Source organism: Pseudomonas fluorescens (assembly GCF_005938625.1).
GTDB classification, from domain to species: Bacteria; Pseudomonadota; Gammaproteobacteria; order Pseudomonadales; family Pseudomonadaceae; genus Aquipseudomonas; species Aquipseudomonas fluorescens_BD.
In genome coordinates this window covers 1-15,543 of the sequence record NZ_VCNJ01000106.1, presented here as the reverse complement: position 1 = coordinate 15,543, position 15,543 = coordinate 1, and the positions used below count along the sequence as shown (strand labels likewise).

Sequence of the window (15,543 nt, the reverse complement as noted above, 5' to 3'; positions counted from 1 at the left end):
GTAGCCAAAATCATCGAGTAAGTGGTTGTAATGTATTTTTTGGGCCGGCATAATGGTCGGCCTGATTTTGTTTTAGGTCAGTAGCTCAATTGGCAGAGCGACGGTCTCCAAAACCGTAGGTTGGGGGTTCGATTCCCTCCTGACCTGCCAGATTCACTCAGTGTGTCTGGCTTTCTTTTCACAGGATCTTCATAGATGACTCCTAAAGCTGAAGCTCAAGGCTCTCGCTTCGATCTGCTCAAGTGGCTTGTAGTTGTCGCTTTGGTGATTGTTGGCGTTGTTGGCAATCAGTATTACTCTGCTTCGCCGATCCTGTACCGTGTACTCGCTTTGCTTGTTATTGCTGCTGTAGCTGCATTTGTAGGCCTGCAGACAGCCAAGGGCAAGTCTTTCTTTGTACTGGTTAAGGAAGCTCGCACCGAGATTCGTAAAGTCGTGTGGCCAACTCGCCAAGAAACCACGCAGACCACCCTGATTGTGGTGGCTGTTGTTCTGGTTATGGCGTTGCTGTTGTGGGGTCTTGATTCCCTGCTCGGCTGGCTTGTTTCCTTGATTGTCGGCTAAGGGTGTCCCGTGGCTAAGCGTTGGTATGTTGTGCATGCTTACTCGGGTTACGAGAAGCATGTGATGCGCTCCCTGGTCGAGCGCGTAAAGCTGGCTGGCATGGAAGATGGCTTCGGCGAGATTCTGGTTCCCACTGAAGAAGTGGTTGAAATGCGTAATGGCCAGAAACGCAAAAGCGAGCGCAAGTTCTTTCCAGGTTATGTGCTGGTTCAGATGGATATGAACGAGGGTACTTGGCACTTGGTCAAGGATACTCCTCGGGTGATGGGTTTCATTGGCGGTACTGCCGATAAGCCTGCGCCAATCACCGATAAAGAGGCGGAAGCAATTCTGCGTCGTGTTGCGGATGGTAGCGACAAGCCGAAGCCGAAGACTCTCTTCGAGCCAGGTGAAACGGTGCGAGTCAATGACGGTCCATTCGCTGATTTCAATGGCGTTGTTGAAGAAGTTAACTACGAAAAGAGCCGGATCCAAGTGGCAGTGCTCATTTTCGGTCGCTCTACTCCGGTAGAGTTGGAGTTCAGTCAGGTCGAAAAGGTCTAGCTGGACAAGCATCCCAACCCCGCAGCCCTAGGCTGTGGGGTTTTGTCGTCACTGGGATAAACGCGCAAGTAACCGGGGAGCCTTTCGAGGCGTTCGAACCCGTAATTGGAGTGCCTCATGGCCAAGAAAATTACCGCTTACATCAAGCTGCAAGTGAAGGCCGCTCAGGCTAACCCAAGCCCACCTGTTGGTCCTGCTCTGGGTCAGCACGGCGTGAACATCATGGAATTCTGCAAAGCTTTCAACGCCCGTACTCAGGGTCTGGAAGCTGGTCTGCCGACTCCAGTGATCATCACTGTCTACAGCGACCGTAGCTTCACTTTCGAAACAAAATCCACCCCTGCTTCGGTTCTGCTGAAGAAGGCGGCCGGTCTGACCAGCGGTTCCGCTCGTCCGAACACCGTTAAGGTTGGCACCGTTACCCGTGCTCAGCTGGAAGAAATCGCGAAAACCAAAAACGCGGATCTGACTGCAGCTGATATGGATGCAGCCGTGCGTACTATCGCCGGTTCTGCTCGTAGCATGGGCCTTAACGTGGAGGGTGTGTAATGGCTAAGCTGACCAAGCGTCAAAAGGCTATCGCCGGCAAAATCGAAGCAGGCAAGGCCTACAACATTGTAGACGCCGCCGCTCTGCTGGCTGAGCTGTCGACTGTCAAGTTCAGCGAGTCGTTCGACGTTGCTGTAAACCTGGGTGTAGACCCGCGTAAATCCGACCAGGTTGTTCGTAGCGCTACTGTGCTGCCACACGGCACTGGCAAGACTGTTCGCGTTGCTGTGTTCACCCAGGGTCCAGCTGCCGAGGCCGCTTTGGCTGCCGGCGCTGACCGTGTAGGTATGGATGACCTGGCTGCCGAAATGAAAGGCGGCGACCTGAACTATGACGTAGTGATCGCATCCCCGGATGCTATGCGCGTTGTAGGTCAGCTGGGCCAGATCCTTGGTCCACGTGGTCTGATGCCTAACCCTAAGGTTGGTACCGTAACTCCAGACGTAGCTACCGCGGTTAAAAACGCTAAAGCTGGTCAGGTTCGTTATCGCACCGATAAAAACGGCATCATTCACACCTCCGTTGGCAAGATGGGCTTCGACGCCGTCAAGCTGAAGGAAAACGTTGAAGCCCTGATCGCTGATCTGAAGCGTATCAAGCCAGCTTCCTCGAAAGGTATCTACGTCAAGCGCGTTACCCTGAGCACCACTATGGGCCCAGGTCTGGTTATCGACCAGAGCTCGCTGGACGCGTAAGACAAAAATTGGCGCGAGTATTCGCGCCAGTTGAAAGATTGGGGTCCCTGCCTGGCGGGGGCTATCCAAGACCGTAGGCGACGCAAGTCTTAAACCATCAGCCTACGCAGATGGTGCTCCCGGTTCCTTACCGAATCAGACACCAAAACGACATTCGGTTCCGATCGAATGAAACGGTAACAAGCAGGAGTTAAACCCGTGGCAATTAATCTCGAAGACAAGAAGGCCATCGTCGCTGAAGTCAACGAGGCTGCCAAAGTCGCTCTGTCCGCTGTCGTGGTTGATGCACGTGGCGTAACAGTAGGCGCAATGACCGGACTCCGTAAAGAGGCTCGTGAAGCTGGCGTTTACGTACGCGTTGTACGTAACACCCTGCTCAAGCGCGCTGTTGCTGACACTCAATACAGTGTCCTCAACGACGTGTTCACCGGCCCGACCCTGATTGCATTCTCGAACGAACATCCGGGCGCTGCTGCTCGTATCTTCAAAGAGTTTGCCAAGGGTCAGGACAAGTTCGAGATCAAGGCAGCTGCGTTCGAGGGCAAGTTCCTCGCAGCTAATCAGATCGACGTACTGGCAACTCTGCCGACCCGTGACGAAGCAATTTCTCAGCTGATGAGCGTGATTCAAGGCGCTACCAGCAAATTGGCTCGTACTCTGGCGGCAATTCGCGACCAGAAAGAAGCTGCCGCAGCCTAAGGCTCGTCAACTTCTCGCGTTTTTTGTTTATTTCGATGGTCGCGTAGGCCGTCCCCCAATTCAGGAATTGAGTCATGTCTCTGACTAACGAACAAATCATCGAAGCAATCGGCCAGAAATCCGTAGTGGAAATCGTTGAGCTGATCAAAGCGATGGAAGAAACCTTCGGTGTTACCGCTGCTGCTGCTTCGGCTGGTCCAGCTGCTGCTGCCGCTGTTGTTGAAGAGCAAACCGAGTTCAACGTTGTTCTGCTGGAAGCTGGCGAGAAGAAGGTTAACGTGATCAAGGCAGTTCGTGAACTGACCGGTCTGGGCCTGAAAGAAGCCAAAGAGAAAGTAGACGGCGCTCCTCAGGTTGTAGCTGAAGGCGTTTCGAAAGAAGCGGCTGAAGACGCCAAGAAGAAGCTGGAAGAAGCAGGCGCTAAAGTCGAGCTGAAATAAGTATCGACTTTGCTCCTCCAGCCCGAGCGTCAAGCGACAGGCTGATGGCTGGTGGCTCTTGCCACCGGCCTTTTTCCGTTATTGGCAGCCGACTGGGTCGGTGCTGATAAAGGCGCTGTAACCACCCGATGCGGTGGAGCAAACCATGGGGTTTGCACGATTTTCTGGCTGCTCCCGTCGGGAGGGGCCAAACAAGCAGGTGACCAAGCTGGGGAACGCTGATGGCTTACTCATATACTGAGAAAAAACGTATCCGCAAGGACTTTAGCAAGTTGCCGGACGTCATGGATGTGCCTTACCTCCTGGCCATCCAGCTGGATTCGTATCGTGAATTCTTGCAAGCGGGAGCGACTAAAGATCAGTTCCGCGACGTGGGCCTGCATGCGGCCTTCAAATCCGTTTTCCCGATCATCAGCTACTCCGGCAATGCTGCGCTGGAGTACGTCGGTTATCGCCTGGGCGAACCGGCATTTGATGTCAAAGAATGCGTATTGCGCGGTGTAACTTTCGCCGTACCTTTGCGGGTAAAAGTGCGCCTGATCATTTTCGACAAAGAATCGTCGAACAAAGCGATCAAGGACATCAAAGAGCAAGAAGTCTACATGGGTGAAATCCCCCTGATGACTGAGAACGGTACCTTCGTAATCAACGGTACCGAGCGTGTAATCGTTTCCCAGCTGCACCGTTCCCCGGGCGTGTTCTTTGACCACGACCGCGGCAAGACGCATAGCTCCGGCAAACTGCTGTACTCCGCGCGCATCATTCCTTACCGCGGTTCGTGGCTGGACTTCGAGTTCGACCCGAAAGACTGCGTGTTCGTACGTATCGACCGTCGTCGCAAGCTGCCGGCATCGGTACTGCTGCGCGCGCTCGGCTATACCACTGAAGAAGTGCTGGACGCTTTCTACACCACCAACGTTTTCCACCTGAGCGGCGAAACCCTCAGCCTGGAACTGATTGCTTCGCGTCTGCGTGGTGAAATTGCGGTTCTGGACATTCAGGACGAGAAGGGCAAGGTCATTGTTGAAGCGGGCCGCCGTATTACCGCGCGCCACATCAACCAGATCGAAAAAGCCGGCATCAAGACTCTGGAAGTACCTCTGGATTACGTCCTGGGCCGTACTACCGCCAAGGTCATCGTGCACCCGGCTACCGGCGAAATCCTGGCAGAGTGCAACACCGAGCTGAACACTGAAGTCCTGGCAAAAATTGCCAAGGCCGGCGTTGTTCGCATCGAAACTCTGTATACCAACGATATCGACTGCGGTCCGTTCGTCTCCGACACGCTGAAGATCGACTCCACCAGCAACCAATTGGAAGCGCTGGTCGAGATCTATCGCATGATGCGTCCAGGCGAGCCGCCAACCAAAGACGCTGCCGAAACCCTGTTCAACAACCTGTTCTTCAGCCCTGAGCGCTATGACCTGTCTGCGGTCGGCCGGATGAAGTTCAACCGTCGTATCGGTCGTACCGAGATCGAAGGTTCGGGCGTGCTGTGCAAGGAAGACATCGTCGCGGTACTGAAGACTCTGGTCGACATCCGTAACGGTAAAGGCATCGTCGATGACATCGACCACCTGGGTAACCGTCGTGTTCGCTGTGTAGGCGAAATGGCCGAGAACCAGTTCCGCGTTGGCCTGGTACGCGTTGAGCGTGCGGTCAAAGAGCGTCTGTCGATGGCTGAAAGTGAAGGCCTGATGCCGCAAGACCTGATCAACGCCAAGCCAGTGGCTGCGGCGGTGAAAGAGTTCTTCGGTTCCAGCCAGCTCTCGCAGTTCATGGACCAGAACAACCCGCTGTCCGAGATCACCCACAAGCGTCGTGTCTCTGCACTCGGCCCTGGCGGTCTGACTCGTGAGCGCGCCGGCTTTGAAGTCCGTGACGTACACCCGACTCACTACGGTCGTGTATGCCCGATTGAAACGCCGGAAGGTCCGAACATCGGTCTGATCAACTCCTTGGCTGCTTACGCTCGCACCAACCAGTACGGCTTCCTGGAAAGCCCGTACCGCGTGGTAAAAGAGGGTGTGGTCACCGACGAGATCGTGTTCCTGTCCGCTATTGAAGAAGCCGATCACGTGATCGCGCAGGCTTCGGCGACCATGAACGACCAGAAAGTCCTGATCGACGAGCTGGTAGCCGTACGTCACCTGAACGAATTCACCGTCAAGGCGCCTGAAGAAGTCACCTTGATGGACGTTTCGCCGAAGCAGGTAGTTTCGGTTGCAGCGTCGCTGATTCCGTTCCTCGAGCACGACGACGCCAACCGTGCGTTGATGGGTTCGAACATGCAGCGTCAAGCTGTACCAACCCTGCGTGCTGACAAGCCGCTGGTAGGTACCGGCATGGAGCGTAACGTAGCCCGTGACTCCGGCGTTTGCGTCGTGGCTCGTCGTGGCGGCGTGATCGACTCCGTCGACGCCAGCCGTATCGTGGTTCGTGTTGCTGATGACGAAGTTGAAACCGGCGAAGCTGGTGTCGACATCTACAACCTGACCAAATACACCCGCTCGAACCAGAACACCTGCATCAACCAGCGTCCGCTGGTGAGCAAGGGTGATCGCGTTCAGCGTAGCGACATCATGGCCGACGGCCCGTCCACCGACATGGGTGAACTGGCACTGGGTCAGAACATGCGCATCGCGTTCATGGCATGGAACGGCTTCAACTTCGAAGACTCCATCTGCCTGTCCGAGCGTGTGGTTCAGGAAGACCGTTTCACCACGATCCACATTCAGGAACTGACCTGTGTGGCCCGTGACACCAAGCTTGGCCCAGAGGAAATCACTGCGGACATCCCGAACGTGGGTGAAGCCGCACTGAACAAGCTGGACGAAGCCGGTATCGTTTACGTAGGTGCTGAAGTTGGCGCAGGCGACATCCTGGTGGGTAAGGTCACTCCGAAAGGCGAGACCCAACTGACTCCGGAAGAAAAACTGCTGCGTGCAATCTTCGGTGAAAAAGCCAGCGACGTTAAAGACACTTCCCTGCGCGTACCTACCGGTACCAAAGGTACTGTCATCGACGTACAGGTCTTCACCCGCGACGGCGTTGAGCGTGATGCTCGTGCACTGTCGATCGAGAAGACTCAGCTCGACGAGATCCGCAAGGATCTGAACGAAGAGTTCCGTATTGTTGAAGGCGCGACTTTCGAACGTCTGCGTTCCGCTCTGGTAGGCCACAAGGCTGAAGGCGGCGCAGGTCTGAAGAAAGGTCAGGACATCACCGATGAAGTTCTCGACGGTCTTGAGCATGGTCAGTGGTTCAAACTGCGCATGGCTGAAGATGCTCTGAACGAGCAGCTCGAGAAGGCTCAGGCCTACATCGTTGATCGTCGCCGTCTGCTGGACGACAAGTTCGAAGACAAGAAGCGCAAACTGCAGCAGGGCGATGACCTGGCTCCAGGCGTGCTGAAAATCGTCAAGGTTTACCTGGCAATCCGTCGTCGCATCCAGCCGGGCGACAAGATGGCCGGTCGTCACGGTAACAAAGGTGTGGTCTCTGTGATCATGCCGGTTGAAGACATGCCGCACGATGCCAATGGCACCCCGGTCGACGTCGTCCTCAACCCACTGGGCGTACCTTCGCGTATGAACGTTGGTCAGATCCTTGAAACCCACCTGGGCCTCGCGGCCAAAGGTCTGGGCGAGAAGATCAACCGGATGATCGAAGAGCAGCGTAAAGTCGCTGAACTGCGTACCTTCCTGGACGAGATCTACAACCAGATCGGCGGTCGTAACGAAGATCTGGACAGCTTCTCCGATCAGGAAATCCTGGATCTGGCGAAGAACCTGCGTGGCGGCGTTCCAATGGCCACTCCAGTGTTCGACGGCGCCAAGGAAAGCGAAATCAAGGCCATGCTGAAACTGGCAGACCTGCCGGAAAGCGGCCAGATGCAGCTGACCGACGGCCGTACCGGCAACAAGTTCGAGCGTCCAGTTACCGTTGGCTACATGTACATGCTGAAGCTGAACCACTTGGTAGACGACAAGATGCACGCGCGTTCTACCGGTTCGTACAGCCTGGTTACCCAGCAGCCGCTGGGTGGTAAGGCGCAGTTCGGTGGTCAGCGTTTCGGGGAGATGGAGGTCTGGGCACTGGAAGCATACGGTGCTGCTTACACTCTGCAAGAAATGCTCACAGTGAAGTCGGACGATGTGAACGGCCGTACCAAGATGTACAAAAACATCGTGGATGGCGATCACCGTATGGAGCCGGGCATGCCCGAGTCCTTCAACGTGTTGATCAAGGAAATTCGTTCCCTCGGCATCGATATCGATCTGGAAACCGAATAACACGTGACGCGAATCGAGAGCGGGGCAGGATTGCCCGCTCTCTGCTCCGCCAGGAGGAAAGGCCTTGAAAGACCTACTGAATTTGCTGAAAAACCAGGGTCAAGTCGAAGAGTTCGACGCCATCCGTATCGGATTGGCCTCGCCTGAGATGATCCGCTCATGGTCGTTCGGTGAAGTTAAAAAGCCGGAAACCATCAACTACCGTACGTTCAAACCTGAGCGTGACGGTCTGTTCTGCGCCAAGATCTTTGGCCCGGTAAAGGATTACGAGTGCCTGTGCGGTAAGTACAAGCGCTTGAAGCACCGTGGTGTGATCTGCGAGAAGTGCGGCGTTGAAGTTGCACTGGCCAAGGTTCGTCGTGAGCGCATGGCGCACATCGAACTGGCTTCGCCGGTTGCCCACATCTGGTTCCTGAAATCGCTGCCGTCCCGTATCGGCCTGCTGATGGACATGACCCTGCGTGATATCGAACGCGTTCTCTACTTCGAGAGCTATGTCGTTATCGATCCAGGCATGACCACCCTTGAAAAAGGTCAGCTGCTGAACGATGAGCAGTATTTCGAAGCGCTGGAAGAGTTCGGTGACGACTTCGACGCCCGTATGGGTGCCGAAGCTGTCCGTGAGCTGCTGCACGCTATCGACCTGGAACACGAGATTGGCCGTCTGCGTGAAGAAATTCCGCAAACCAACTCCGAAACCAAGATCAAGAAGCTGTCCAAGCGTCTGAAGTTGATGGAAGCCTTCCAGGGTTCCGGCAACCTGCCAGAGTGGATGGTGCTGACCGTTCTGCCGGTTCTGCCGCCAGATCTGCGTCCACTGGTCCCGCTGGACGGCGGTCGTTTCGCGACTTCCGACCTCAACGATCTGTATCGTCGAGTGATCAACCGTAACAACCGTTTGAAGCGCCTGCTGGATCTGTCCGCTCCGGACATCATCGTGCGCAACGAAAAGCGTATGTTGCAGGAAGCTGTCGATGCTCTGCTCGACAACGGTCGCCGTGGCCGCGCTATCACCGGTTCGAACAAGCGTCCTCTGAAATCCCTGGCTGACATGATCAAGGGTAAGCAAGGTCGTTTCCGTCAGAACTTGCTCGGTAAGCGTGTTGACTACTCCGGTCGTTCGGTAATTACCGTAGGCCCGACCCTGCGTCTGCATCAGTGCGGTCTGCCGAAGAAGATGGCTCTCGAGCTGTTCAAACCGTTCATTTTCGGCAAGCTGGAAATGCGTGGTCTCGCGACCACCATCAAAGCGGCCAAGAAAATGGTCGAGCGCGAACTGCCAGAGGTTTGGGACGTTCTCGCTGAAGTGATTCGCGAACACCCGGTCCTTCTCAACCGTGCACCGACCCTTCACCGTCTGGGTATCCAGGCGTTTGAACCGGTACTGATCGAAGGTAAGGCTATTCAGCTGCACCCGCTGGTCTGCGCCGCGTACAACGCCGACTTCGACGGCGACCAAATGGCCGTGCACGTACCGCTGACACTGGAAGCCCAGTTGGAAGCGCGTGCGTTGATGATGTCGACCAACAACATTCTGTCGCCAGCCAACGGTGAGCCAATCATCGTTCCGTCGCAGGACGTTGTATTGGGTCTGTACTACATGACTCGTGAAGCGATCAACGCCAAAGGCGAAGGTCGTGTATTCGCGGATCTGCAGGAAGTTGACCGTGTGTTCCGTGCCGGCGAAGCCGCACTGCACGCCAAGGTTAAGGTTCGTATCAACGAAACCGTCAATGACCGTGACGGCAACAGCGTGAGCGGTACCCGTATCGTCGACACCACTGTCGGCCGTGCGCTGCTGTTCCAGGTTGTGCCAAAAGGTCTGTCGTACGACGTCGTCAACCTGCCGATGAAGAAAAAGGCGATCTCCAAGCTGATCAACCAGTGCTACCGCGTGGTTGGTTTGAAAGAGACCGTGATCTTCGCTGACCAGTTGATGTACACCGGTTTCGCTTATTCGACCATCTCCGGCGTTTCCATCGGTGTTAACGACTTCGTTATCCCGGATGAAAAAGCCCGCATCATCGGTGCTGCCACCGACGAAGTGAAAGAGATCGAGAGCCAGTACGCCTCCGGCCTGGTAACCCAGGGCGAGAAGTACAACAAAGTGATCGACCTTTGGTCGAAAGCGAACGACGAAGTTTCCAAGGCAATGATGGCCAACCTCTCGAAAGAGAAGGTTATCGACCGTCACGGCGTTGAAGTCGATCAAGAGTCTTTCAACTCGATGTACATGATGGCTGACTCGGGTGCGCGGGGTTCCGCAGCACAGATTCGTCAGCTAGCCGGTATGCGTGGTCTGATGGCCAAGCCGGACGGTTCCATCATTGAAACGCCGATTACTGCGAACTTCCGTGAAGGTTTGAGCGTACTTCAGTACTTCATCTCCACTCACGGTGCTCGTAAAGGTCTGGCGGATACCGCGTTGAAAACTGCGAACTCCGGTTACCTGACTCGTCGTCTGGTAGACGTGGCGCAGGATCTGGTTGTAACCGAGATCGATTGCGGCACCGAACACGGTCTGCTGATGACTCCGCACATTGAAGGCGGTGACGTTGTAGAGCCGTTGGGTGAGCGCGTATTGGGTCGTGTTATTGCCCGTGACGTATTCAAGCCAGGTACCGAGGACGTTATCGTTCCTGCCGGCACTCTGGTAGACGAAAAGTGGGTCGAGTTCATCGAGCTGAACAGCATCGACGAAGTGATCGTGCGTTCGCCGATCAGCTGCGAAACCCGCTATGGCATTTGCGCCAAGTGCTACGGCCGTGATCTGGCTCGTGGTCACCAGGTGAACATCGGTGAAGCGGTCGGCGTTATTGCTGCCCAGTCCATCGGTGAGCCGGGTACCCAGCTGACGATGCGTACGTTCCACATCGGTGGTGCGGCAAGCCGTACTTCCGCAGCCGACAGCGTTCAGGTGAAGAATGGCGGCACTGTCCGTCTGCACAACCTGAAGCACGTTGAGCGAGTGGATGGTCACCTGGTTGCTGTGTCCCGTTCCGGTGAGCTGGCCATCGCTGACGACTTCGGTCGTGAGCGTGAGCGTTACAAGCTGCCGTACGGTGCTGTGATTTCGGTTAAAGAAGGTGACAAGGTCGACGCTGGCGCAATTGTGGCCAAGTGGGATCCGCACACTCACCCGATCGTTACCGAAATGAAAGGTACCGTGACCTACGTGGGCATGGAAGAAGGCATCACGATCAAGCGTCAGACTGACGAATTGACCGGTATGACCAATATTGAAGTACTCGACGCGAAAGATCGTCCAGCTGCCGGTAAAGAAATCCGTCCAGCAGTGAAGATGGTCGACGACAACGGCAAGGATCTGTTGCTGCCAGGCACTGACGTTATCGCTCAGTACTTCCTGCCAGCCAACGCCCTGGTCGGTGTGGCGGACGGTGCGAAGATCGCGATCGGTGACGTTATCGCGCGTATCCCGCAAGAAACTTCGAAGACCCGTGACATCACCGGTGGTCTGCCGCGTGTTGCCGACTTGTTCGAAGCCCGTCGTCCGAAAGAAGCGTCGATTCTGGCTGAAGTCAGCGGCACCATCGCGTTCGGTAAAGAGACCAAAGGCAAGCGCCGTCTGGTTATTACCCCGAACGACGGTAGCGATCCGTACGAGGAGCTGATTCCGAAGTGGCGTCACCTGAACGTGTTCGAAGGCGAACAGGTAAACCGCGGCGAAGTTATCTCCGACGGCCCAAGCGATCCGCACGACATCCTGCGTCTGCTGGGTGTGAGCGCGCTGGCCAAGTACATCGTTAACGAGATCCAGGACGTTTACCGTCTGCAAGGCGTGAAGATCAACGACAAGCACATCGAGACCATCCTGCGTCAGATGCTGCGTAAAGTTGAAATCGCTGAATCCGGCGATTCGAGTTTCATCAAGGGCGACCAGATGGAACTGACTCACGTACTGGTAGAGAACGAGCGTCTGGGCGGCGAAGACAAGTTCGTCTCCAAGTACACTCGCGTTCTGTTGGGTATCACCAAGGCGTCGTTGTCCACCGAATCGTTCATCTCGGCGGCTTCCTTCCAGGAAACCACCCGCGTACTGACCGAAGCGGCAGTCACCGGCAAGCGCGACTACCTGCGCGGCCTGAAAGAAAACGTGGTCGTGGGTCGTCTGATCCCGGCTGGTACCGGTCTGGCTTATCACAGCGAGCGCAAGCGTCGTCGTGATGCTGACAAACCGTTGCGCGTAAGCGCCAGTGAAGTGGAAGCTGCACTGACCGAAGCGCTGAACTCGAGCGGTAACTGAGTTCTGCGGTAAATGAGCTGAGGCCCTGATCGCTCCGTCCGTCGAATCGAGACATATTGTCAAGGTTCGACGGGCGGGGAGGTCGGGGCCTTGCCTTGACTGGGGACAAGATCCTCTTTAGACTCTTGATCCCCTAAATTTGGCGGGAATTCGTTCCTGCCATTTTGCTTTTCTTGCAAGACAATAGCGTCGCAAGACAACAGTGGAGCTAGTAGATGGCAACTATCAACCAGCTGGTACGTCAGCCGCGTAAGCGTATCGTCGAGAAATCCGACGTACCTGCGCTGCAGAACTGCCCGCAACGTCGTGGCGTGTGCACCCGTGTGTACACCACTACGCCGAAAAAACCTAACTCGGCACTGCGTAAAGTATGCCGTGTGCGCCTGACCAACGGTTTCGAGGTTTCCTCGTACATCGGTGGTGAAGGTCACAACCTGCAAGAGCACAGCGTGGTACTGATCCGCGGCGGTCGTGTAAAAGACTTGCCAGGTGTTCGTTACCACACCGTTCGCGGCTCCTTGGATACTTCCGGCGTTAAAGGTCGTAACCAGGGTCGTTCGAAGTACGGTACCAAGCGTCCGAAGTAATCGGCCGTTTTGCAGATTTTCATTTTATTGAGTCGATAAGAGTAAGGTCGGGCACGCATCCATTGGATCTGTCCCGAGCTAACCTGAAGACCGCTTGAGGGCTTATCATGCCAAGACGTCGCGTAGCAGCAAAGCGTGAGATTCTGGACGATCCGAAATACGGAAGCCAGATCCTCGCCAAATTCATGAACCACGTTATGGAAAGCGGCAAGAAAGCCGTTGCCGAGCGTATCGTTTATGGTGCCCTGGAAACCGTTGCGACCCGTAAGGCTGGCACCGATCCCCTGGAACTCTTCGAAAAAGCACTCGACGCCATCGCTCCGCTGGTCGAAGTGAAGTCGCGCCGCGTTGGTGGTGCTACTTACCAGGTTCCGGTCGAGGTTCGTCCTTCCCGTCGTAACGCTCTGGCAATGCGCTGGTTGGTAGACTTCGCCCGTAAGCGTGGCGAGAAGTCTATGGCTCTGCGTTTGGCTGGCGAACTGCTGGATGCTGCTGAAGGTAAAGGTGCTGCTGTTAAGAAGCGTGAAGACGTGCACCGTATGGCTGAAGCCAACAAAGCTTTCTCGCACTACCGCTTCTAATTTTAGCTTCACTAATTTTGCGAGGGCTTTATGGCTCGTACTACTCCGATTAGCCGCTACCGTAACATCGGTATCGTCGCTCACGTGGATGCTGGTAAAACCACCACCACCGAGCGCGTCCTTTTTTACACCGGCAAAAGTCACAAAATGGGCGAGGTGCATGATGGCGCCGCGACCACAGACTGGATGGTGCAGGAGCAGGAGCGTGGTATTACCATTACTTCTGCTGCCATCACCGCTTTCTGGAAAGGTTCCGAGAAGCAGTACAAGGACGAGCACCGCTTTAACGTAATCGATACCCCGGGCCACGTTGACTTCACTATTGAAGTTGAGCGTTCCCTGCGCGTACTCGACGGCGCTGTTGTTGTGTTCTGCGGTACTTCGGGTGTTGAGCCTCAGTCGGAAACCGTATGGCGTCAAGCCAACAAATACGGTGTTCCACGTCTTGTTTACGTAAACAAGATGGACCGTGCTGGTGCCAACTTCCTGCGCGTGATCGGTCAGATCAAGCAGCGTCTGGGTCACACTCCTGTGCCGATCCAGTTGGCCATCGGTTCCGAAGACAACTTCCAGGGTCAGATCGATCTGATCAACATGCAAGCTGTCTACTGGAACGACTCTGACAAAGGTATGGTCCCTGTTCGCAAGGACATTCCTGCTGAGCTCCAAGAGCTGGCTGAAGAGTGGCGCAACAACATGGTTGAAGCTGCTGCTGAAGCCAACGAAGAGCTGATGAACAAGTACCTGGAAGGCGAAGAGCTGTCGATCGAAGAGATCAAAGCTGCTTTGCGTCAGCGTACTATCGCCGGCGAAATCGTTCTGGCTGTTTGCGGTTCTTCGTTCAAGAACAAGGGCGTTCCCCTGGTTCTCGACGCCGTTATCGACTTCTTGCCTGCACCGACCGACATTCCTGCGATCAAGGGTACTGACCCTGATAACGAGGAAATCGAGCTGGAGCGTCATGCAGACGATGCGGAGCCGTTCTCGGCTCTGGCGTTCAAGATCGCTACCGACCCATTCGTGGGTACCTTGACCTTCGTCCGTGTTTACTCGGGCGTGTTGAACTCCGGCGACGGCGTGATCAACTCGGTTAAAGGTAAAAAAGAGCGCGTGGGTCGTATGGTGCAAATGCACGCAAACGCCCGTGAAGAGATCAAGGAAGTGCGCGCTGGTGACATCGCGGCCCTGATCGGCATGAAGGACGTCACCACTGGTGAAACCCTCTGCAACGCTGACAAGCCAATCATCCTGGTTCGCATGGACTTCCCGGAGCCGGTTATTTCGGTTGCCGTAGAGCCTAAGACCAAGGATGACCAGGAAAAAATGGGCATCGCTCTGGGTAAACTTGCTCAGGAAGACCCGTCTTTCCGCGTTAAAACTGATGAAGAGACTGGTCAAACGATCATCTCCGGCATGGGCGAGCTGCACCTGGACATCCTGGTTGACCGGATGCGCCGTGAGTTCAACGTCGAAGCCAACATCGGCAAGCCTCAGGTTTCGTATCGTGAGCGCATCACGAAGAACTGTGAAATCGAAGGCAAGTTCGTTCGTCAGTCCGGCGGTCGTGGTCAGTTCGGCCACTGCTGGATCCGTTTTGCTCCTGCTGACGAAGGTCAGGAAGGTCTGCAATTCGTGAACGAAGTTGTAGGTGGTGTGGTTCCTAAGGAATACATCCCGGCTATCCAGAAAGGTATCGAAGAGCAGATGAAGAACGGCGTTGTTGCCGGCTATCCGCTGATCGGCCTGAAGGCTACCGTGTTCGATGGTTCTTACCACGACGTCGACTCCAACGAGATGGCGTTTAAAGTGGCTGCCTCCATGGCGACCAAGCAACTGGCCCAGAAGGGCGGTGGTGAGTTGCTTGAGCCGATCATGGCTGTAGAGGTTGTTACGCCTGAAGACTATATGGGTGATGTGATGGGCGACCTTAACCGTCGTCGCGGCATGATCCAGGGTATGGAAGACACAGTGTCCGGCAAGGTTATCCGTGCCGAGGTTCCACTGGGTGAGATGTTCGGTTATGCGACCGACGTTCGTTCCATGTCTCAGGGTCGCGCAAGCTACTCTATGGAATTCAAAAAATACGATACGGCTCCGTCGCACATCGTCGAATCCGTAACCAAAAAACAAGGCTGATTCAGCCCCTTTAGGCTAGGAGTTAATTGTCGTGGCTAAAGAAAAATTTGATCGTTCCCTACCGCACGTCAACGTTGGCACTATCGGTCACGTTGACCACGGTAAAACCACTCTGACCGCTGCTCTGACTCGCGTCTGCTCCGAAGTTTTCGGTTCGGCCGTAGTTGAATTCGACAAGATCGACAGCGCT

The 15,543-nt window shown here is 55.3% G+C and carries 12 protein-coding genes and 1 tRNA gene; all 13 read left to right on the top strand.

The annotated features are described in order from the left end of the window. Positions 1 to 74 precede the first annotated feature (74 nt). Positions 75 to 150, top strand: a tRNA-Trp gene (locus tag FGA82_RS31300). 45 nt (positions 151 to 195) lie between these two features. Continuing rightward, positions 196 to 564 carry a preprotein translocase subunit SecE gene (secE, locus tag FGA82_RS31295; RefSeq protein ID WP_011063783.1) on the top strand — a complete coding sequence of 123 codons (369 nt, stop codon included), beginning with the start codon at positions 196 to 198 and terminating at the stop codon, positions 562 to 564. A 9-nt stretch (positions 565 to 573) separates the two neighbouring features. Continuing rightward, complete coding sequence (gene nusG / locus FGA82_RS31290) at positions 574 to 1,107, top strand: transcription termination/antitermination protein NusG (RefSeq protein ID WP_007916492.1); 534 nt, start codon at positions 574 to 576, stop codon at positions 1,105 to 1,107. 117 nt (positions 1,108 to 1,224) lie between these two features. After that, positions 1,225 to 1,656 (top strand): 50S ribosomal protein L11, encoded by a 432-nt coding sequence (gene rplK / locus FGA82_RS31285; RefSeq protein WP_003228756.1) that lies wholly within the window; start codon positions 1,225 to 1,227, stop codon positions 1,654 to 1,656. Next, positions 1,656 to 2,351 (top strand): 50S ribosomal protein L1, encoded by a 696-nt coding sequence (gene rplA, locus FGA82_RS31280; protein ID WP_007916481.1) that lies wholly within the window; start codon positions 1,656 to 1,658, stop codon positions 2,349 to 2,351. The genes rplK and rplA overlap by 1 nt, the downstream gene beginning before the upstream one ends. Before the next feature lie 198 nt (positions 2,352 to 2,549). Continuing rightward, complete coding sequence (rplJ, locus tag FGA82_RS31275; RefSeq protein WP_008081912.1) at positions 2,550 to 3,050, top strand: 50S ribosomal protein L10; 501 nt, start codon at positions 2,550 to 2,552, stop codon at positions 3,048 to 3,050. A gap of 74 nt (positions 3,051 to 3,124) precedes the next feature. After that, positions 3,125 to 3,490: a 50S ribosomal protein L7/L12 gene (gene rplL / locus FGA82_RS31270; protein WP_003228750.1), complete on the top strand. Its 366-nt coding sequence runs from the start codon at positions 3,125 to 3,127 to the stop codon at positions 3,488 to 3,490. A 221-nt stretch (positions 3,491 to 3,711) separates the two neighbouring features. Next, the gene (gene rpoB, locus FGA82_RS31265) at positions 3,712 to 7,785 is read left to right on the top strand and encodes a DNA-directed RNA polymerase subunit beta (RefSeq protein WP_141130073.1); all 4,074 of its coding nucleotides are present in this window, start codon (positions 3,712 to 3,714) and stop codon (positions 7,783 to 7,785) included. A 64-nt stretch (positions 7,786 to 7,849) separates the two neighbouring features. After that, on the top strand, positions 7,850 to 12,049 hold the full coding sequence (gene rpoC, locus FGA82_RS31260; RefSeq protein ID WP_034156498.1) for a DNA-directed RNA polymerase subunit beta': 4,200 nt from the start codon (positions 7,850 to 7,852) through the stop codon (positions 12,047 to 12,049). A gap of 215 nt (positions 12,050 to 12,264) precedes the next feature. Then, positions 12,265 to 12,636, top strand: a complete 372-nt coding sequence (gene rpsL, locus FGA82_RS31255; protein ID WP_003186084.1) for a 30S ribosomal protein S12 — start codon at positions 12,265 to 12,267, stop codon at positions 12,634 to 12,636. A 107-nt stretch (positions 12,637 to 12,743) separates the two neighbouring features. Then, positions 12,744 to 13,217, top strand: a complete 474-nt coding sequence (gene rpsG / locus FGA82_RS31250; RefSeq protein ID WP_007916467.1) for a 30S ribosomal protein S7 — start codon at positions 12,744 to 12,746, stop codon at positions 13,215 to 13,217. Positions 13,218 to 13,247: 30 nt separating this feature from the next. Further along, positions 13,248 to 15,353, top strand: a complete 2,106-nt coding sequence (fusA, locus tag FGA82_RS31245) for an elongation factor G (RefSeq protein ID WP_016984188.1) — start codon at positions 13,248 to 13,250, stop codon at positions 15,351 to 15,353. A 31-nt stretch (positions 15,354 to 15,384) separates the two neighbouring features. Beyond that, positions 15,385 to 15,543: GTP-binding protein (locus FGA82_RS31240; RefSeq protein WP_238556644.1), on the top strand; the 159-nt coding region annotated here is incomplete at its 3' end.

Excerpts from the sequence above, each read along its gene's own strand:
- secE (WP_011063783.1), top strand. The coding sequence starts at position 196 with ATGACTCCTAAAGCTGAAGCTCAAGGCTCTCGCTTCGATCTGCTCAAG.
- rplK (WP_003228756.1), top strand. The coding sequence starts at position 1,225 with ATGGCCAAGAAAATTACCGCTTACATCAAGCTGCAAGTGAAGGCCGCT.
- rplA (WP_007916481.1), top strand. The coding sequence starts at position 1,656 with ATGGCTAAGCTGACCAAGCGTCAAAAGGCTATCGCCGGCAAAATCGAA.
- rplL (WP_003228750.1), top strand. The coding sequence starts at position 3,125 with ATGTCTCTGACTAACGAACAAATCATCGAAGCAATCGGCCAGAAATCC.
- rpoB (WP_141130073.1), top strand. The coding sequence starts at position 3,712 with ATGGCTTACTCATATACTGAGAAAAAACGTATCCGCAAGGACTTTAGC.
- rpsL (WP_003186084.1), top strand. The coding sequence starts at position 12,265 with ATGGCAACTATCAACCAGCTGGTACGTCAGCCGCGTAAGCGTATCGTC.
- rpsG (WP_007916467.1), top strand. The coding sequence starts at position 12,744 with ATGCCAAGACGTCGCGTAGCAGCAAAGCGTGAGATTCTGGACGATCCG.
- fusA (WP_016984188.1), top strand. The coding sequence starts at position 13,248 with ATGGCTCGTACTACTCCGATTAGCCGCTACCGTAACATCGGTATCGTC.